The organism is Tenacibaculum halocynthiae, from assembly GCF_964512825.1.
Taxonomy (GTDB): Bacteria; Bacteroidota; Bacteroidia; order Flavobacteriales; family Flavobacteriaceae; genus Polaribacter; species Polaribacter halocynthiae.
This window is the reverse complement of sequence record NZ_CAZELG010000017.1, coordinates 110,548-129,364: the sequence shown is the minus strand read 5'-3', so window position 1 is coordinate 129,364 and position 18,817 is coordinate 110,548. Positions and strand designations below refer to the sequence as shown.

Sequence of the window (18,817 nt, the reverse complement as noted above, 5' to 3'; positions counted from 1 at the left end):
AGAAATTCTGACCTTTTTTATGTTTTGTTTTTAAGTACTAATTATCTTTAAAATATAACGAACAAAACTATACTCAAGTTTTTAATCATGATGCAAACGTAAGGATTTGATAGAACTATAAACCGCAAACAATGCAACTAAAAATATAAAAAGACCTCCTCCAAATTCACTAGATTCATACTCTTCTAAAAATATTATTTTATTTCTATCTTCACTTATTAGCATTTCAACGTTTTCTCTACCAGAAACCAATGAGCAAAACTTTTTACCTGCTCTTACCACATAATATTTATCTTTATACTCAAGCCTACAATAACCATCCCAATTTGAATTAATAATAGAACAATTTTCTGGCGCTTGTTTAACTTTAACAATTACAATCTCACCTTTTGCTTTAATTTTCATTTTTTCATATGTACCATAAAGAACTATGATTGAAACAACTAAGAAGACTATACTTAAAAACAATAATAATTTGTCTCCTGGTATTTTCTTTTTTATCATTTATTTCTGATTTAATTAAGTTTTTTTCTACAACAAGAGAAAATTAAATTAAAAAAGCCATAACTCCTAACCGTTATGACTTTTTATTTTATTATCCTTATCATATACTCGTAACGAATTATAAAACAGAATAAACGAATATAAAACGTATACTTCTTATTATAAAACAAGTTTTTTCTTATACAGAAACCATATTGTTTTCTTCCAATACTCCAACCTCCAACATACATGCTTTCATTATTTTATAAGTACGCTCAATATCGTTATCTAACCCAATAGAAAAACGAATTAAGCCATCAGTTAACCCCATTTCTTCCTGTTCATCTTCAGGTATCTCTGATGAAGTTGATGTTCCTGGAGCAGAAAATAATGTTTTATAAAAACCTAAACTCACTGCTAAATACCCTAAATTACGCTCTTGCATTAATTCCATTAAAGCATTTGCTTTTTCTAACGATCCTGCATCAATAGTTAACATTCCACCAAAACCATATTCTTCATTCATCATTGACTTAAAAATCTCATGAGAAGGATGAGATTTTAATCCTGGATAAACAGTTTTTACTCCATCAGCTTCAAATTTGTCAGCTAAAAAACTAGCATTTTTACTATGCTGTTTCATACGAATATGTAACGTTCTCATATTTTTTAAAATAGAAGCAGAGCGCAAAGAATCCATTGAAGCCCCTAATAACATACTTGCTCCATCTATTACACTTTTTTGCGAGTTTACAAAATCAGAAGTACCGCAAACGACACCACCCATAGTATCTGAAGAACCGTTAATGAATTTTGTTAAACTATGAATTACAACATCAGCTCCCAGTTGAACAGGTGAAATAGACAATGGTGAAAAAGTATTATCCACGACTAATTTTAAATTATATTTTTTAGCTAATTCTGACAACGCTTTAAGATCTGCCACCTCCAATAATGGGTTACTTACTGTTTCACAATAAATCACCTTGGTTTTATCATTTATAGATGCCTCAACAACATCTAACTTAGTGATATCAACAAAAGATGTTGAAATATTCATTCGAGGGGTGAAATTCTTTAAAAAAGCATACGTACCTCCATAAATAGTTCTACTAGATACTACATGATCACCAGCGCCACAAATCTGTAATATTGTCGCCGTAATTGCTCCCATTCCTGAACCTGCTACATTTGCAGTTTCTGTTCCTTCCATAGCTGCTAAAGCCTCGCCTAAATATAAATTTGAAGGTGAAGTATGTCGTGAATATAAATAACATCCATCGGTATTACCTTCAAAAGTATCAAACATTGTTTTTGCTTCTAAAAAAGTATACGTAGAAGAATCAGAAATAGAAGGGTTCACCCCTCCGAATTCTCCAAAATACTGTAGGTCTTGTATATTATTTGCTGGTTTAAAATTCATGTATAATTGTATTTAGTTGTTTTATTACCAAGCTAAATACCAGTTTTTTTGATAAAAAATCAATACTTTAGTAGTTATATAGATTTTTTTTCTGTTTTAATGTTTATTTTTAAATACCAGATTAAAAAAACACCTCTTTTAATATTAAAATTTAGATTTTTTTTCAGATGAAATTAGATATTATTGACAAAAAACTTTTAGCCCTACTACAAAAAGACAGCAAACAAACTAACAAAAGCTTATCATTACAACTTGGGCTATCAGTTACTGCTGTTTATGAACGAATAAAAAAACTTGAACGAGAAGACGTTATTACACAGTATGTAGCTATTGTTGACAAAAATAAAATAGACAAATCTTTATTAGTATTTTGTCATATAAAACTTGAAAAACACACTAAAGAATATATTGCCGAATTCGAAAAAGAAATCAATAAATTACAAGAAGTAACAGAATGCTTTCATTTAAGTGGAGAGTATGACTACCTTTTAAAAATTTACATTAAAAACATGGACTCTTACAGAGAATTTATGGTAAACAAAGTAACTGGCTTAAAACACATAGGGAGTACTCATAGTGTTTTTACAATAGGAGAAGTTAAAAACACCATTGCTATTGCTTTATAGTTTTTAAAAAGGAAGCTTTATTACCTTTTTCTTTTTTGGCTTTTTTAAATATAAATATTTTTTATCATAATCTATAAAAGCCTTTCCACTTTCTAAAATATCAGCTCCTATAATACCATGCACCTCTTCAGCATCATGCTGAGTTAAAGCTGCGTTTACATGTGACAAATCAAAAAGTACTAGATCACACTTTTTAGTTTTCCAATCACCAATTTTAAGTAAATTATTTTCTGATTTTTGAGTTTCCATATCAGTAGCACCCGCACCGGCTGCTTTAATTTCACTTTCTTCAGAAATCAATTTAAAAAAGCTAATTAAATCAAGTCCAACACATGAATTTGACGCACCAGTATCTAAAATAAAACGACCTTTAACTCCATTTATCGAAGCTTTTAACTCCAAATGGTTTGTAACCATCTTCTTAAGCTTTATTTTAATATATTTCTTTTTCTTTAATACTTTTTTCAAACTTGCCATTTCTTGTACTTTTGCCTACGAATACAAAAATACGTCATTACAAGTAAATGTAATAATCTCATTTAAAATATTGATTTTTTCATGCTACTTGAGTACAACTAAAGAAAATAACAATAATGATTACTGATACTCACACCCATTTATATTCTGATCAATTTGATGAAGATAGAGACGAAATGATATTACGAGCAAAAGAAGCAGGAGTTTCTCGTTTTTTCATCCCAGCAATTGATAGCACTTACACTGAAAGAATGCTTGATTTAGAAAAAAAATATTCTGAAGATGTTTTTTTAATGATGGGATTACATCCTACATCTGTTAAAGAAAACTACAAAGACGAATTAGCACATGTAAAAGAATGGATTGACACTCGAGATTTTTGTGCAATTGGTGAAATAGGTATTGATTTATATTGGGACAAAACATTTTTAAAAGAGCAACAAGAGTCTTTTAAAACACAAATACAATGGGCTAAAGAAAAAAAACTTCCTATTGTAATACACTGTAGAGAAGCTTTCGATGAAATTTTCGAAGTATTAGAAAGCGAGAAAGGAGAGGAATTATTTGGAATTTTTCATTGCTTTACAGGAAATCTAGAGCAAGCAAAAAAAGCTATTTCTTACAATATGAAATTAGGTATTGGAGGAGTTGCTACGTTTAAAAATGGAAAAATTGATAAGTTTTTAAATCAAATAGACATAAAACATATAGTATTAGAAACTGATTCTCCATACTTAGCCCCAACTCCATATAGAGGTAAAAGAAATGAAAGTTCATTCATAACACAGGTAATTGATAAATTAGTTGATATTTACGGACTAACTTTCAACGAAATTTCCGAAATTACAACTCAGAATTCTAAAGATATTTTTAGCATTTAATTTATTCTTGTATGAAGAAAACATTCCTTTTTTATTTCTTTTCACTAACCACTCTATTAAGTTTTGGGCAACAAAAACAATTTAGTTTACAAGATTTTTATACTTATAATATTGCTTTAAACAATAAGGTAGATACTATATTTAAATCTCTGACCGATTCTGAAAGAGTCGTTCAAATGATTATTACATCAGCAGGAGAACTTGGCAACTCTAACAAGGTTGTTAAAAGGCTAGTAAAACAAAATAAAGTTGGTGGAGTTATTTACCTAAAAGGAACGAAAAAGAATCATAAAAAATTAATCTCTGAACTAAATCAAATAGCTATTAAAAACAAGCAACTCCCTCTTTTACATAGTATGGATGCTGAACCTGGCTTATTGAAAGGGAGAATTAAAGGATCACAAAAACTTCCAAATGCTATCAAAATTAAAAACCCAAAACAATGTGATAGTGTTGTAAAAATTATTAACAAAGAATTACTTAATATTGGAGTTCGTCAAAATTTTGCTCCTGTTGTAGATATTAGCCCTAACAACGAAGCAATAAAAAGTAGAAGTTTTGGAAACGATAAAAATAAAGTTATTCAATTGAGTAAAACTTTTATTGAAACCTCACAAAAAGAACAAATAATTGCCACTGCTAAACATTTTCCTGGGCATGGATTAGTGAAAGGAGACACTCACAAACAGTCAGTTTATATTGATGGAGAATTAAAAGAATTAGACATATACAAACCACTTATAAACGCTGGTGTTTTATCAATTATGGTAGCTCACATTACAGTAAAAAACAATACCAAACACACAACGAATGGTTTACCCGCTAGTTGCTCTAGGAATATTGTTACTGATTTACTGAAAAAGGAATTAAACTTTAAAGGCTTGATTGTTACCGATGCCATGAATATAATGAAAGCGGTAACCATTATAAAAGATGCTCCTTTACAAGCTGCTAAAGCTGGATGTGATATGATTTTAATGCCCATTAATGAAACTTCAACTAGAAATCAGATATTAAAAGAAATGCAAATTAATAAAGATTTCAAGCAACAAGTATATCAATCTATAAAGAAAATTATTCGATTAAAAGTTTGTCTTGGCTTACTTTAAACAAGTGACTATTTTGAATTTAGAAACAATACATTATAAAACTCCTATAGGAATTGCAGAAATTATTGGAAATAAAGATGGCATACAGTCAGTTTCTGTAATAAACAACGACTTATTAACTTCACTAATTGCTGTTAGCTCTAACACATCGAAAACTCTACAAAATTGTGCTATTCAATTAGATGAATTTTTTAAAGGAGAACGCACTAAATTTGACTTAAAACTAAACCCACAAGGAACAATATTTCAACAAAAAGTTTGGAAAGAGTTATTAGAAATTCCTTTTGGAAAAACTAGATCTTACCTACAACAAACAAAACAAATTGGAGATGTAAAAGCTATTAGAGCGGTAGCTTCAGCAAATGGGAAAAACCCCATTTGGATTATTATTCCCTGCCATAGAGTTATAGGTTCTGACGGTTCTTTAACAGGATATGCTGGTGGTGTATGGCGAAAAAAATGGTTATTAGAACACGAAAGTGGTTGCAAGCAACAAACTCTTTTTTAAAACTACCTAACAAAAAAATTAATTTAAATTACGCTTTTCTATAAAAAATTTCTTTAATAAAAAACTACATTCTTCCTCTAATACTCCTGATATTACTTTTGTTTTTGGATGTATTTTAGTACCTAAAACACTAAACCCAAGTTTAGGTTCATTAGCTCCATAAACTATTTTCCCTATTTGCGTCCAATAACTAGCTCCTGCGCACATTTGACAAGGTTCTAACGTAACATACAATACACAATCTTTTAAATACTTACCACCTAAAAAATCTGCAGCAGCAGTAAAAGCTTGCATTTCTGCATGAGCAGTAACATCGTTTAATGTTTCTGTTAAATTATGACCTCTAGCTATTATTTGCTCTTTAAATACCACAACCGCACCAACTGGCACTTCTCCTTTATCAAAAGCAAATTCTGCCTCCTGCAAGGCTTTTCTCATAAAATAAACATCATCAAACGAATTCATTACAGCAGTTTTAAAACAGTATTAAACAAAAGTAACCAAAAATTAAATGAGCTAGCTCTATTCAAATTACTTATTTTTGTGAAAATTCTTAAGTTTGATATCTATTCATATTCCTGAAAATAAAAAAGTTTACTTTGCTTCTGATCAACATTTAGGAGCCCCAACACAAGAGGCAAGTTTTCCTCGTGAACAGAAATTTGTTAACTGGTTAAATCAAATTAAAGATGATGCTGAAGCTATTTTCTTATTAGGTGATTTATTTGACTTTTGGTTTGAATACAAAACTGTAGTACCTAAAGGGTTTGTTCGTGTTTTAGGTAAACTTGCAGAAATACGAGATAGCGGAATTCCTATTTATTTTTTTGTAGGAAACCATGACTTATGGATGCATGATTATTTTGAAAAAGAATTAAATATTCCTGTATATCACTCTCCTCAAAAGTTTATATTAAATAATAAAACTCTTTTAATTGGTCATGGAGATGGTTTAGGCCCGCATGACAAGGGATATAAAAGAATGAAGAAAGTATTTACTTTTCCTTTGTTTAAATGGATGTTTAAATGGTTACACCCTGATTTAGGGGTTCGATTAGGCCAATATATGTCTGTAAAAAACAAACTTATTTCTGGTGATGAAGATGCTAAATTTTTAGGAGAAGAAAATGAATGGTTAGTTCAATATTGTAAAAGAAAATTAGAAACTGCTCACTACGATTATTTTGTTTTTGGACATCGTCATCTTCCACTTCACATACAACTACAAGAAGACAGTAAATATATTAATCTTGGTGATTGGATACAATATTACACCTATGGTTCTTTTGAAAAAGACAAGCTCACTCTTAAAAAGTATTAAACAAAAAAAACTGCCATTTCTGACAGCCTTTTCATAGTTTAATTCAAAAAAAATATTAAAACTTAAATGTTAGTCCCGCTTTAAAAGAGGTACCGTTAAAACCAAACTGGTTAACTTCCCATGGATATCTAAATCTTCCTCCTAAATCGGTAACTGGATCCCCTTTCGGATCAATTTCATCTGGAAAAACATCAAATAAATTATTTACTTGTGCTCTGAAAGAAATCTTATCAGTAAAGTCATATGCTACTGATAAATCAGTAACTACCTTACCACCAAACGTCTGATCTTTAAAAGAATCAGAAGCATGCCTCCAAGTAACTTCTCCAAAATATGTATTATTTAAATTTGCTGTAAAATCTCCAATTTTATAATCTGCTCCAAATAAAAATTTCATATTTGGTCTAGCACTTGTAATTCTAGACTGCTCTTTTCTATTGAAAATTTTATTTTTATAGTTATTCAGTTTAGTTGGTGTTTTTACTTCTCCCTCTAAATTAGTTTTATTTACATTTAAACCTGCATTTAATCCTAATTTACCAGAAGCAAAATTTATATTTTTATGGCGCAATGTAAAGTCGTACCCTTGAGTTATTGTACTAGCTGCATTAATAAAGAACTTAATACTTGTTACATTATTCGCAGTTAATATTTGCTGAACATCAGCATTTGGATTTCCATTATCGTCTGTACCGTTAATTTCACCAGTAAATAATACTCTATCATCAACTCTAACATTATAATAATCAAATGATATGGTAAAATCTCTTGATGCTTTAACTGTTAAACCTGCAGATATATTTTTTGAAGTTTCTGCAAATAATGAAGCAACTCCTAAATCTTTAATTACTGGACTCACATTGTTAAATGTACCTTGATTAGAAATAGTACCTCCAGAAACTAAAGTTTGAACATTACTCAAATACACTTGGTGTAAAGACGGTGCCCTAAAACCTGTACTATAAGACGCTCTTAAAACTCCAGCCTCACCTATTTTGTATCTTGAGTTTATTTTCCAAGAAGTATTTCCTCCAAAATCAGAATAGTTTTCATAACGTGCTGCTCCACCAATTAAAAAATTATCGTTAACATCCCAATCAAGCGTAGCATAAGCACCTACATTTACTCTTGTTTCATTCAAAGCATTCCCTGGCTGTAACCCTGGAAAAGACTGTGCTCCTCCATTTACATATGATTCTTGTTGTCCAGCAGTAACTTCAAAGCGTTCTTGACGACCTTCAACCCCTAAACCAATACTTACTTCTCCAAAAGATCTATTTACATCAAAATTACCAATTATATTACTAAATGCATAAGCACCAGCATCAAAGCTAGTAGGACTATTTCCTCCTAAACTAGGGTTTATTGTGTTCCCTATTGTATAATCAACAGAATTACCTCCATAGGTAGCACTCAAATCTGCATTAAAACCACCAAGTTTAAATCTACTACCTGCAGTAAATAAGATATCTTTTATATTAGTTTCAAAAGTAGGCTGAAAACCATTATAAGTTTGACCTGAAGGTGTTAACAACCCAAAATCATCAGTAATCCAATAAGGTGGTCTGTACAAAGCAAAACTTTTTCCTTTTCTTAAATTACCACCACCAAAAGCATATATAACTGTATCATCATTTAACGGATACTCTGCATTTATATACAAATCTCCTTTTTTCATCTCTGGTTGTCCAACAATCATTCCTAAACCAGGATTATCTTTAGTCCATTGATTATTTACACCAAATAAATCATCTTTCCCGGGTTGTCCTGCTCTATTAGTATAATCTTGATAACCAAAACCAAGAGTTGCATTTAAAAACCCTCCATTACCAAATGTAAGTGTATGATTTACATCTGCATCCATATTAAATCCATCTCCTCTTGAAGTAACTCCTGAATTAATATTTACTTGTGTAAAATCTACATTTTTCTTTAATATTATATTTACAACACCCGCAACCGCATCAGATCCATACTGAGCAGAAGCTCCATCACGTAAAATTTCAACTCTTTCAATAGCTGCAGTTGGAATACTTTTCATATCTGTTCCAACCTCACCTTTTCCTGGTGTATCATTTACATATACTAAGGCACTTTGATTTTTTCGCTTACCATTAACCAAAACTAACGTTCTACTTGGCCCTAACCCTCTTAAATCTGCAGGGTCAAAATGCGCAGTTGCATCTGAAATTGTTTGGTTAGTTGAGTTGTATGATGGTACAGTATAGGTTAACATTTGATCGATATTTGTTTGACCAGTAGCTTGTAATTCCCCTACAGAAATATTATCAATTGGCACAGCAGAATCTAGAATTGTTCTAGGCTTTGCTCTATTACCAGTTAAAACCACCTCGTCTAACACACCACTATCTTCTTTCATTACTATAGAAAGATTAGCAGCTCCATTTACATTTTTCTCAATAGTAGCATATCCCAATGAAGAAAACACAAGTACTGAAGGCACTTTATTTAATTGAATTGTGAATTCACCATTATCATTAGTACTAACTCCATTTGTAGTACCTTTTTCTATAACATCTATAAAAGGAATACCTTGTCCAGTTTCATCTGTTACCTTACCTTTTACAGTTTGTGCAATCATAGAAGAAAAGCACAATAATGTAAAAATAGTAATCAGTTTAGTTATTTGTCTCATAATCAACAGTTATTAAGTAATAATATTTTTAAGATAATTTTTTAACAAAATTAACCACTCATTAACAAAAGACTTAAATTTTAATTATATACTCTCTAAAAATCATAAAATTTTATTTTTTTACAATTTTTATCACTTTTTTAGGTTTAACCATACTTTAACAATTGTTAAATTCATAATATTGTAGTTTTGTTTCACAGAAAAGCTAATATAATTCAAACACATATGGATGTAGATGTACGAGTAATTAATGAAAAAATAGAGCAAGAGAGTGCTTTTGTAGATTTATTAACTACAGAAATGAATAAAGTAATTGTTGGTCAAAAAGACATGATTGAACGATTACTTATTGGTCTTTTAGGTAATGGACACATTTTATTAGAAGGTGTTCCTGGTTTAGCTAAAACACTTGCTATTAACACTCTTTCTAAAGCTGTTCAAGGTAGTTTTAGTCGTGTTCAGTTTACTCCTGACTTGCTTCCTGCTGATGTTGTAGGAACTATGATATACAATGTAAAAGAAAATGATTTCTCTATAAAGAAAGGACCAATTTTCGCCAACTTTGTATTAGCAGATGAAATTAACCGTGCTCCTGCAAAGGTGCAGTCTGCATTACTTGAAGCAATGCAAGAACGTCAAATTACAATTGGTGATGAGACTTTTAAACTTGACGAACCTTTTTTAGTAATGGCTACACAAAATCCAGTTGAGCAAGAAGGAACGTACCCTTTACCTGAAGCTCAAGTTGACCGTTTTATGCTTAAAACTGTAATTGATTATCCGAAATTACAAGACGAGCAATTAATTTTACGTCAAAACTTAAGCGGTAATTACGAAAAAGTAAATCCAGTTGTATCAATTGATCAAATAATTAAAGCTCGTAAAGTAGTAAACGAGGTTTATATGGATGAAAAGATTGAAAAATATATTTTAGATATAGTTTTTGCAACTAGATACCCAGAAAAATACAATTTAGAAAAAATACAACCATTAATTAGTTTTGGTTCTTCCCCTAGAGGTAGTATTGCACTAGCAAAAGCTGCCAAATGTTATGCTTTTATAAAAAGAAGAGGTTATGTTATACCTGAAGACGTTAGAGCTATTGCTTATGATGTGTTAAGACATAGAATAGGAATAACATACGAAGCTGAAGCTGAAAACGTTTCATCTATAGATATTATTAACACAATTATTAACGAAATTCAAGTTCCATAATTTCCCAATTATATTTTAGCTAACCATACTCTAGTAAGAAAAAATATTAACCCCCTTAAATTATAGCTAGAAATGACTTACAAATTAACAACGTACAAAACATTAACAGGAACAAAAGAAATTTTAGAATTAAAAAAGAGAAAAAGAACTGAAGCCATTGTTTACAAAGACAACAAACCTGCTTTTCATATAGACTGTTTTGATTTACAAACTGAATCAAATGTTATAATGAACAGTTTGGTACTTTGTCAGAAAAGAACCATTGGTGAGGTAGTTAAAGAAATTGCCAAAAAGAACAATGTAGATTTATCAATAAAAGAGGCTCCATTATTTTCAATTGAAAAATCATTTGAATTTAAAGAAGTAGAATTGCCTCCTTTACCTGAAAATTGGTTAAACTAATTAATGGATACAAAAGAGTTACTTAAAAAAGTTCGTAAAATAGAAATTAAGACACGTAGATTGTCTAATCATATTTTTGGAGGAGAATACCACTCAACCTTTAAGGGGCGTGGTATGACCTTCTCTGAAGTTAGACAATACCAATATGGTGATGATATTCGTGCTATTGATTGGAATGTTACTGCAAGGTACAACGAACCTTATATTAAAGTATTTGAAGAAGAACGAGAATTAACCATGATGTTAATGGTTGATATTTCTGGTTCTGAATTTTTTGGTACTAACCAACAATTTAAAAAAGATACAATTACTGAGATAGCAGCTACTCTTGCTTTCTCAGCTATTCAAAATAATGATAAAGTAGGCTTAATTTTATTTTCTGATCAAGTAGAATTATTTATTCCTCCTAAAAAAGGAAAAACTCATGTATTACGAATCATTAGAGAACTAATAGAGTTTGAACCCAAAAGCAAAGAAACTAGTATTGACGAGGCATTAAAGTTCTTATCGAACATTATGAAGAAAAAAGCTATTGTTTTTATGCTTTCTGACTTTTTAGATGAAGGGTACGAACGTACTCTTAAAATAGCTAGTAATAAACACGATGTTACTGGTATTAAAGTATATGACAAACATGATCAAGAAATTCCAAATCTTGGAATGGTACCAATGATGGATGCTGAAACTGGCAACATACAACTTGTTAATACAAGTTCTTCATCAGTTAGGTCTCAATACAAAGCTAATGCATTACGATTAGCTGATTATTTTAAAACTACATTTAGAAAAAGTGGCGCAGGTATTATAAATATTAGAGCTGATGAAAGCTATGTTAAAAAACTATTAGCCTATTTTAAACAAAAGGGATAATTGTCAAAAAATGACACTGAACAATGAAGCATAAATTATTTTACATATTTTTCTTACTTACGCTACCTATTAGTTATGCTCAATCTTCAATGGTTAAAATTGAAGCAGATACTACTAACATACGAATTGGAGAACAATTTGAATATAAAATAACTATTAGTGAAACAGAAAATGTTATTATTCCTAAGCTAGGAAATTTAAAAGGCCTAGAGGTAATTGACTCCTTAAAGATAGATACGATTAATAGTAAACTTATTAAAAAATATAAGTTAACTGGTTTTGATAGTGGTGCATTTTACATTCCAAGACAACAAATATTTATCAAAAATCAAGCTTATTTAACAGATAGTTTATTAATAAATATTACTACAGTAGCTATTGATACTACAAAAATTAAAAAGTTTCCTATAAAAGGTATTAAAGGAGAACCTTATCAATTTGATGATTTTAAAATTTATGTTTATTGGGCTTTAGCTATATTATTAATAGCTATTTCAACTTTATATTTTGCTTTAAAAAGATCAGACAATAGTACATCAAAAACATTCATTCCTAAACTAGCACCTTATCAGGAAGCCCTAAGAAACTTAAAACTACTTGATGAAAAGTTACTATGGCAAAACAACAAAACAAAAGCTTATTATAGTGAGTTAACTGATATTGTTAGAAACTATATTGAGAGAGAATTAAATGTACCTGCATTAGAACAAACAACAAATGAACTGGTAGATAGTTTAATAGATTTCAGTAACTCAAAATCTATTGTAACAGATAAAGAAACTATAAAAAAGTTAAAGAATCTTTTACAACAATCAGACCTTGTAAAATTTGCAAAGTCGAAACCAATGGCTCATGAAATTGAAGCCGACAGAAACACAACTACACATATTATTAACAATCTGAAACCTTCTACTACAGAAGAAAACACAGAAACTAGTTATAGCAAACCTGTAGTTATTGTTCAAAAACCCGAAATCAAGAATCCTAACACAATTACCAAACTATTATTAATTACAATAACACTTCTTATTGTTACATTAATTTCATTTGGAATTTATAAAGCAATCTCATTGTCTAACTCTATAAAACAACCAGTAGAAAATGTTCAATAATTTTGAATTTCATAGTCCAGAATTTTTATGGCTACTGTTGTTAATTCCATTATTAGCTCTATGGAATTTTTTTACAAGAAAAAAAGACAGTGCTAAATTAAAAATAGCAAGTATAAAAGGGTTTAATGTAAAAAGTTCTTTTTTACCTAAATTAAAACCAATAGTATATGCATTAAGACTTTTTGCATTAGCATCTATTATTATAGCTTTAGCTAGACCCAGAAATGTTTCCATAAGTAAGAAAACAAAATCAAATAGAGGTATTGATATTGTTATGGCGATTGATGTTTCTGCTAGTATGCTAGCCAAGGATTTAAAGCCAAACCGTTTGGAAGCTTTAAAAAGAGTTGCTACTGATTTTGTAAACAGAAGACCAAATGATCGAATAGGAATTGTTGTTTATGCAGGTGAAAGTTTCACTCAAACTCCAATAACAAGTGATAAATCGATAGTTAAAAGAACTATTTCAGAAATTAAATGGGGACAACTAGAAGGAGGAACTGCTATTGGAATGGGACTTGGATCAGCCGTGAATAGGTTAAAAGAAAGTAAAGCTAAAAGTAAAGTTATTATTTTACTTACCGACGGAGTAAATAATGCTGGCTTTGTAGATCCAAAAACTGCTACAGAACTAGCGAAAGGAAATAATATTAAAGTATACACCATAGGTATTGGAACTAATGGAATGGCTGCTTTTCCTTGGGCTAAAGACCCAAGAACTGGTCAAATAACTTTTAAAAATCAGCAAGTAGAAATTGACGAAACACTACTAAAGCACATAGCCAAAGAAACAGAAGGGAAATACTTTAGAGCAACTAACAACACAAAATTAAAAGCAATCTATGATGAAATAGATAAACTTGAAAAGACAAAAATAGAAGAATTTAAATACTATAATTACACTGAGAAATATCGCTTTTGGGTATTCTTAGGAGGATTATTACTAGTATTCGAATTTCTATTAAAAAACACAATTTTTAAAAGCTTTATATAATTATGTATAAAATAGAAGAACCTATATATTTTTACTTTTTTGCAATTATTCCAATAATAATTGTCTTTTTTCTACTGGTTTTATGGTGGAAAAAAAGAACGCAAAAAAAATTTTCTTCTCCTGAATTACTTGCAAAGCTTGCTCCAAACTCTTCACGTTTTAAATCTATATTAAAACTAATATTTTTTTTAATAGGTATTTCTTTATTAATTATCTCTTTAACAAACCCAAAAATGGGTACTAAACTTAAAACAGTTAAGAGAGAAGGAGTTGATGTGGTATTTGCATTAGATGTTTCTAAAAGTATGCTTGCTGAAGATATAGCTCCTAATCGACTAGAAAAATCAAAACAAATAATATCAAAAATAATAGATAAGTTAGGAAGTGATAGAGTGGGTATAATAATTTATGCGGGAAATTCTTACCCTCTTTTACCCATCACTACTGATCATGCTGCTGGTAAAATGTTTTTACAAAACGCAAACCCAGATATGGTTTCAAGCCAAGGAACAGCAATTAATGAAGCCTTGAACCTAGCCAAAACATACTATAATAACGACGAGCAAACTAATCGTTTTTTAATTATTATTTCTGATGGTGAAGATCATCAGGAAGAAACTAAGCAAATAGCTCAGAATATAGCCAATGAAGGTGTAAAAGTTTACACCGTTGGTGTTGGTACTGAAAAAGGTGGACCAATTCCAATAAAATTAAATGGCTCTCTTATTGGTTATAAGAAGGATAGAAAAGGGGAAACCGTTATTACACAAAGAAAAGCAACGATTTTACAAGAAATTGCTGATATAGCTAATGGAAGTTATATTGATGGTAACAAAACCGATAAACCTGTAAATTCTATTGCAGACATTATTGCAAATGCACAAAAAAGTGAATTTGAAACTAAACAGTTTTCTGATTACAAAGATCAATTTCAATGGTTTTTAGGTATTGGTTTATTATTTTTAATTCTTGACATCTTTTTATTTGATAGAAAGACAAAATGGTTAAAGAAAATAGATTTATTTAATGAAGAAGTTAAAAAATAAAAAGGTGAACAATTTAATAAAAATACTATTCAGCTTGTTTTTTATAACTATTTCAACAATAGTTAATGCACAACAAGACACTTTACAACTTCAAAGAGAAGCTCGTTCTTTAGTTCGTCAAGGAAACAAACTTTATAACAAACAAAAATTTGACGAGGCTTCGATTGCCTATAGAAAATCTTTAAGCAAAAACAGTAAGTACGATAAAGCTAGTTATAACTTTGGCAATACTTTATATCAAAATAAAAAATATAAAGAGGCAGTTTCACAATTTGAATTAACAGCAAAAACTACAAAAAATAAAATTTCAAAAGCAGAGGCTTACCATAACATTGGTAACTCTATGATGGAACAAAAGCAATATCAACAAGCAGTAGATGCTTACAAAAATTCTTTAAGAAATAACCCTAACGATGATGAAACACGTTATAATTTAGCTGTTGCTCAAAAAAAATTAAAAAAAGAGCAACAAAATAAAAAGAACGATAAGGATAAGAATAAAAAAAATAAAAAGGACAAGAAGGACAAGAAGGACAAAGACAAGAAGGATAAAAACAAAGACAAGAAAGAAGGAGACGATAAGGATAAAAAAGATGACAAAAAAGATCCTAAAAAGGATCAAAATAAAGATCAGCAAAACAAAAAAAATAAAGATAAAAAAGATAAGCAAAAGCAAAAACCCCAACAAGGTAAAATGACTCCTCAGCAAATGAAACAATTGCTAGAAAGTTTAAACAATGAGGAGAAGAAGACACAGAAAAAAATGAATGTAAAAAAATCAAAAGGAAGAAAGGTTAAGCAAGAAAAGGACTGGTAATCAAATGATAAGATTTTTTGTATTAAATAGTTAAAATATTATTTTTACGCACATTAAAAATGAACAGGGATTTGAAATTTTACATATTAATACTTATAAGTGTTTTTTCACTTACTATTAACGCTCAAGATAGTGTTTTAAAGGTAAGTGTCAGTAAAAATAAACTAGGCGTAAATCAACGATTTAGAGTCCAGTATATAATAAATAAGCAAGGAGCTGATAACTTTAAAGCTCCAAACTTCCGAAATTTTAAAATAGTTGGCGGCCCTAGTCAATCTGTTAGCCAATCATACATAAATGGTAAGAGATCCTTTTCTCAATCTTATACCTATATCTTACAACCAAAAAGAAAAGGAGAATTTGACTTACCTCCAGCTTCAATAGAAATCGACGATAAAACTATTAAATCCGAGACTGCAAAAATTATAGTTTTAGCTGCTGTTGACATTCCTAAAAACCCAAATGACCCTGATTATATAGCTTCTCAAAACATTCATTTAGTCGCTGAAATATCAAAATCAAAACCCTATGTAGGTGAAGGTATTTATGTAGAATATCGTTTATATTTTAGTGAAAATGTTGGTATTTATGACAATGCAATAACACAATCTCCTCAATATAATGGCTTTTGGAACCAAGAAATCAAAAGAAATGGAACTCCTGTAAAAGAAGGTACATATAATGGTGAAAAATATAGGTATGCCGTTTTACATAAAGCTTTATTAATTCCAACTAAAGCTGGAAAGCTAACTATTGACCCCATGAAAATGGATATTATAGTTGCTGTTCCTACAGGGCGTGCTGACTTTTTTGGTAATGTAATTACACGTCAGGTGCGAAAAGAATTTTCTTCTGCTAAAAAAACAATTCAAACAAAAGCATTACCTACTTTAAATAAACCAGAAAACTTTACTGGTGCTGTTGGGGAATTTTCTTTTGATGTATCATTAAGCAAAGAAATTTTAAAAGCCAATGAATCATCACAAATAAAAATATCAGTTAAAGGAAAAGGAAACTTAAAACTCTTTGAACTTCCAAAAATCGAAACTCCAAAAGAATTAGAAGTATACCAACCTGAAAGAAAAGAAAAAGTAAGTGTTGCTTCAAGTGGATTAAGAGGAAATGTTTCAGACAGCTATACTGTTGTACCACAATATAAAGGTAAGTATAAAATTCCTTCAACTAGCTTCTCTTATTTCAACCCTAAAGAAAAAGTTTACCAAACAATTACCTCTGAAGATTTATATGTAGATGTTTTAGAAGGAAAAGAGTTAGTAACAAATTCAGACAATAGAAATAATGTTGAAAAACAAGATGTGAAAATGACTGATACCAGCTTTAGATATATTCAAACTTCATCAAGTTTTCATTCAAAACAACAATCAGATTTTTTCAAGTCCATTTTGTTTTATATTCTGTTATTATGTCCAGCTATAGCAATTCCTTTAATTATTTTAATTTACAAAAAGAAAGAAGAAAGAGATGGTGATGTATTAGGCAACAAACAACGAAAAGCTGATAGATTAGCAAAAAAATATTTATCAGAGGCATCTAAGCAATTAGGAAATAAAGAAGCGTTTTATGAAGCCTTAGAAAGAGCTTTACATAATTATTTGAAAGCAAAATTAAAAGTAGAAACTTCAGATATAAGTAGAGAAAAAATAACACAATTGCTAGAAGGTAAAAATGTTAACTCAACTTCAATAAAAGAATTCATTGAAGTATTGAATGATTGTGATTTTGCACGCTATACACCAATAGATAATACGCAAATGAATCAAGAGTATGAAAAAGCAAAACAAGTAATTACTCAATTAGATAAACAGTTATAATGAAGAATATTATTATACTATTAGTATTCATTACAAACATTGTATCTGCACAAAATGCTGATGCTTTATTTTCTGATGCTAATACTTTATACAAAACAGGGAAATACCAAAAAGCAATTGAGGTTTATAAAAAAATTGAAGCCTCAGAAGAAACCTCTTCAGAACTATACTTCAATATAGGGAACTGTTATTATAAATTAAATCAAGTTGCGCCAAGTATCTATAATTATGAAAAAGCATTATTAATAAACCCTTCCAATGAAGATGCAAAAAATAATTTAATCATAGCAAAAAGATTAACGCTAGATAGAATTGAAGAATTACCTAAATCTTTATTTCAAAAACTAAATATAAACTATCTTCAAAAACTACATTATAACTCATGGGCATTAGTTGTAATAGTATTTTCAATAATCGCTAGTGTTCTTTTTTTATTATTTTACTTCTCAACAAATTCAGTAAAAAAACGTTTTTATTTTGTAACAAGTATTCTTTCTTTTTTATTATTGTTAAGTTCTTTAATAATAACATACCAACAATATGATACAGCTAAAAAGACTATAGAAGCAATTGTTTTTACTAAAGAAGTTTCTATAAAAAATTCTCCTACACAAGATTCAGAAGAAATTTTCACTTTACATGAAGGAACCAAAATTAAAGTTTTAGACACTGTTGATGATTGGAAAAAAATTAAGTTAATTGATGGAAAAATTGGCTGGTTATTATCAAAAGATATTAAAATAATAACTATTTTTTAATTTTATTAACAAAAACACATAGTTATAAATACTATCTTTGTTAGTTGTTAAAATTATGAGCAAACAATTATTAATTTATTTTCTAACAATTAGTTTAATTACTTCTGTGGTAGTTCCCACATATATAACGTTGTCTGAAAAAAAATGTGAGAGCTCTTTAGTTAATGACACCTCTGATAATGATGAAAACATTGAAGAGTTTAAAATAAAACTATATTATAGCAATGACATACTTGCTTCTTATCAAGTTACAGAAATAGTTAGAAAGGTATTATATCTTTCTAAAA

Annotated in this window: 19 protein-coding genes; 14 read left to right on the top strand and 5 right to left on the bottom strand. The window is 29.6% G+C overall.

From position 1 onward, the window contains the following. Window positions 1–81: 81 nt before the first annotated feature. Window positions 82–504, bottom strand: a complete 423-nt coding sequence (locus ACKTTQ_RS06475) for a hypothetical protein (protein WP_408048716.1) — start codon at window positions 502–504, stop codon at window positions 82–84. Window positions 505–682: 178 nt separating this feature from the next. Beyond that, window positions 683–1,906: an aminotransferase class I/II-fold pyridoxal phosphate-dependent enzyme gene (locus ACKTTQ_RS06470; protein WP_408048715.1), complete on the bottom strand. Its 1,224-nt coding sequence runs from the start codon at window positions 1,904–1,906 to the stop codon at window positions 683–685. Between the two features lie 167 nt (window positions 1,907–2,073). Between ACKTTQ_RS06470 and ACKTTQ_RS06465 the strand changes: the two genes are divergently transcribed. After that, window positions 2,074–2,532 (top strand): Lrp/AsnC family transcriptional regulator, encoded by a 459-nt coding sequence (locus ACKTTQ_RS06465; RefSeq protein ID WP_093869309.1) that lies wholly within the window; start codon window positions 2,074–2,076, stop codon window positions 2,530–2,532. 3 nt (window positions 2,533–2,535) lie between these two features. Here ACKTTQ_RS06465 and ACKTTQ_RS06460 read toward each other — a convergent pair whose 3' ends face one another. Then, window positions 2,536–3,009, bottom strand: coding sequence for a retropepsin-like aspartic protease (locus ACKTTQ_RS06460; RefSeq protein WP_093869310.1), 474 nt, complete (start codon window positions 3,007–3,009; stop codon window positions 2,536–2,538). Between the two features lie 116 nt (window positions 3,010–3,125). On the opposite strand from ACKTTQ_RS06460, the gene ACKTTQ_RS06455 reads away from it, so the two are divergent. Genes ACKTTQ_RS06455 through ACKTTQ_RS06445 form a run of 3 tightly spaced genes read left to right on the top strand, consistent with a single transcriptional unit; the run spans window position 3,126 to window position 5,507 of the window. Next, entirely contained in the window at window positions 3,126–3,890 is a 765-nt protein-coding gene (locus ACKTTQ_RS06455) for a TatD family hydrolase (protein ID WP_408048714.1), read from the top strand. Between the two features lie 11 nt (window positions 3,891–3,901). After that, window positions 3,902–4,999, top strand: a complete 1,098-nt coding sequence (locus tag ACKTTQ_RS06450) for a glycoside hydrolase family 3 N-terminal domain-containing protein (protein ID WP_408048713.1) — start codon at window positions 3,902–3,904, stop codon at window positions 4,997–4,999. A 13-nt stretch (window positions 5,000–5,012) separates the two neighbouring features. Next, window positions 5,013–5,507 (top strand): methylated-DNA--[protein]-cysteine S-methyltransferase, encoded by a 495-nt coding sequence (locus tag ACKTTQ_RS06445; RefSeq protein ID WP_093871954.1) that lies wholly within the window; start codon window positions 5,013–5,015, stop codon window positions 5,505–5,507. A gap of 18 nt (window positions 5,508–5,525) precedes the next feature. Here the strand turns inward: ACKTTQ_RS06445 and ACKTTQ_RS06440 are convergent, their stop codons facing one another. Then, window positions 5,526–5,972 carry a nucleoside deaminase gene (locus tag ACKTTQ_RS06440; RefSeq protein ID WP_408048712.1) on the bottom strand — a complete coding sequence of 149 codons (447 nt, stop codon included), beginning with the start codon at window positions 5,970–5,972 and terminating at the stop codon, window positions 5,526–5,528. A gap of 103 nt (window positions 5,973–6,075) precedes the next feature. Here ACKTTQ_RS06440 and ACKTTQ_RS06435 point away from each other — a divergent pair, with 103 nt between their 5' ends. Beyond that, complete coding sequence (locus ACKTTQ_RS06435; protein WP_408048766.1) at window positions 6,076–6,828, top strand: UDP-2,3-diacylglucosamine diphosphatase; 753 nt, start codon at window positions 6,076–6,078, stop codon at window positions 6,826–6,828. A gap of 55 nt (window positions 6,829–6,883) precedes the next feature. On the opposite strand, the gene ACKTTQ_RS06430 is transcribed toward ACKTTQ_RS06435, so the two are convergent. Beyond that, window positions 6,884–9,484 carry a TonB-dependent receptor gene (locus ACKTTQ_RS06430; protein WP_093869314.1) on the bottom strand — a complete coding sequence of 867 codons (2,601 nt, stop codon included), beginning with the start codon at window positions 9,482–9,484 and terminating at the stop codon, window positions 6,884–6,886. A gap of 225 nt (window positions 9,485–9,709) precedes the next feature. Here ACKTTQ_RS06430 and ACKTTQ_RS06425 point away from each other — a divergent pair, with 225 nt between their 5' ends. The 9 genes from ACKTTQ_RS06425 to ACKTTQ_RS06385 all read left to right on the top strand — a co-directional run bounded on the left by ACKTTQ_RS06425 (window position 9,710) and on the right by ACKTTQ_RS06385 (window position 18,530). Then, window positions 9,710–10,699, top strand: coding sequence for an AAA family ATPase (locus ACKTTQ_RS06425; protein WP_093869315.1), 990 nt, complete (start codon window positions 9,710–9,712; stop codon window positions 10,697–10,699). A gap of 72 nt (window positions 10,700–10,771) precedes the next feature. Then, entirely contained in the window at window positions 10,772–11,101 is a 330-nt protein-coding gene (locus ACKTTQ_RS06420; RefSeq protein WP_093869316.1) for a hypothetical protein, read from the top strand. 3 nt (window positions 11,102–11,104) lie between these two features. Then, a complete protein-coding gene (locus ACKTTQ_RS06415) occupies window positions 11,105–11,971 on the top strand; it encodes a DUF58 domain-containing protein (RefSeq protein ID WP_408048711.1) in 867 nt (288 codons plus the stop codon). A 23-nt stretch (window positions 11,972–11,994) separates the two neighbouring features. Next, window positions 11,995–13,083, top strand: coding sequence for a hypothetical protein (locus tag ACKTTQ_RS06410; RefSeq protein ID WP_408048710.1), 1,089 nt, complete (start codon window positions 11,995–11,997; stop codon window positions 13,081–13,083). Then, entirely contained in the window at window positions 13,073–14,077 is a 1,005-nt protein-coding gene (locus ACKTTQ_RS06405) for a vWA domain-containing protein (protein WP_093869318.1), read from the top strand. Before ACKTTQ_RS06410 ends, ACKTTQ_RS06405 begins: the two co-directional genes overlap by 11 nt. Window positions 14,078–14,079: 2 nt before the next feature. After that, complete coding sequence (locus tag ACKTTQ_RS06400) at window positions 14,080–15,123, top strand: VWA domain-containing protein (RefSeq protein WP_113786445.1); 1,044 nt, start codon at window positions 14,080–14,082, stop codon at window positions 15,121–15,123. A 34-nt stretch (window positions 15,124–15,157) separates the two neighbouring features. After that, window positions 15,158–15,940, top strand: a complete 783-nt coding sequence (locus tag ACKTTQ_RS06395; protein WP_408048709.1) for a tetratricopeptide repeat protein — start codon at window positions 15,158–15,160, stop codon at window positions 15,938–15,940. 71 nt (window positions 15,941–16,011) lie between these two features. Beyond that, complete coding sequence (locus ACKTTQ_RS06390; RefSeq protein WP_408048708.1) at window positions 16,012–17,772, top strand: BatD family protein; 1,761 nt, start codon at window positions 16,012–16,014, stop codon at window positions 17,770–17,772. Continuing rightward, window positions 17,772–18,530 carry a tetratricopeptide repeat protein gene (locus ACKTTQ_RS06385; RefSeq protein WP_299132268.1) on the top strand — a complete coding sequence of 253 codons (759 nt, stop codon included), beginning with the start codon at window positions 17,772–17,774 and terminating at the stop codon, window positions 18,528–18,530. The genes ACKTTQ_RS06390 and ACKTTQ_RS06385 overlap by 1 nt, the downstream gene beginning before the upstream one ends. Window positions 18,531–18,817 lie beyond the last annotated feature (287 nt).

What these genes read in the sequence shown, in the direction of transcription:
- ACKTTQ_RS06475 (WP_408048716.1), bottom strand. Translation starts at nt 504, where the DNA reads ATGATAAAAAAGAAAATACCAGGAGACAAATTATTATTGTTTTTAAGT.
- ACKTTQ_RS06470 (WP_408048715.1), bottom strand. Translation starts at nt 1,906, where the DNA reads ATGAATTTTAAACCAGCAAATAATATACAAGACCTACAGTATTTTGGA.
- ACKTTQ_RS06465 (WP_093869309.1), top strand. Translation starts at nt 2,074, where the DNA reads ATGAAATTAGATATTATTGACAAAAAACTTTTAGCCCTACTACAAAAA.
- ACKTTQ_RS06460 (WP_093869310.1), bottom strand. Translation starts at nt 3,009, where the DNA reads ATGGCAAGTTTGAAAAAAGTATTAAAGAAAAAGAAATATATTAAAATA.
- ACKTTQ_RS06455 (WP_408048714.1), top strand. Translation starts at nt 3,126, where the DNA reads ATGATTACTGATACTCACACCCATTTATATTCTGATCAATTTGATGAA.
- ACKTTQ_RS06450 (WP_408048713.1), top strand. Translation starts at nt 3,902, where the DNA reads ATGAAGAAAACATTCCTTTTTTATTTCTTTTCACTAACCACTCTATTA.
- ACKTTQ_RS06440 (WP_408048712.1), bottom strand. Translation starts at nt 5,972, where the DNA reads ATGAATTCGTTTGATGATGTTTATTTTATGAGAAAAGCCTTGCAGGAG.
- ACKTTQ_RS06430 (WP_093869314.1), bottom strand. Translation starts at nt 9,484, where the DNA reads ATGAGACAAATAACTAAACTGATTACTATTTTTACATTATTGTGCTTT.
- ACKTTQ_RS06425 (WP_093869315.1), top strand. Translation starts at nt 9,710, where the DNA reads ATGGATGTAGATGTACGAGTAATTAATGAAAAAATAGAGCAAGAGAGT.
- ACKTTQ_RS06420 (WP_093869316.1), top strand. Translation starts at nt 10,772, where the DNA reads ATGACTTACAAATTAACAACGTACAAAACATTAACAGGAACAAAAGAA.
- ACKTTQ_RS06415 (WP_408048711.1), top strand. Translation starts at nt 11,105, where the DNA reads ATGGATACAAAAGAGTTACTTAAAAAAGTTCGTAAAATAGAAATTAAG.
- ACKTTQ_RS06410 (WP_408048710.1), top strand. Translation starts at nt 11,995, where the DNA reads ATGAAGCATAAATTATTTTACATATTTTTCTTACTTACGCTACCTATT.
- ACKTTQ_RS06405 (WP_093869318.1), top strand. Translation starts at nt 13,073, where the DNA reads ATGTTCAATAATTTTGAATTTCATAGTCCAGAATTTTTATGGCTACTG.
- ACKTTQ_RS06400 (WP_113786445.1), top strand. Translation starts at nt 14,080, where the DNA reads ATGTATAAAATAGAAGAACCTATATATTTTTACTTTTTTGCAATTATT.
- ACKTTQ_RS06385 (WP_299132268.1), top strand. Translation starts at nt 17,772, where the DNA reads ATGAAGAATATTATTATACTATTAGTATTCATTACAAACATTGTATCT.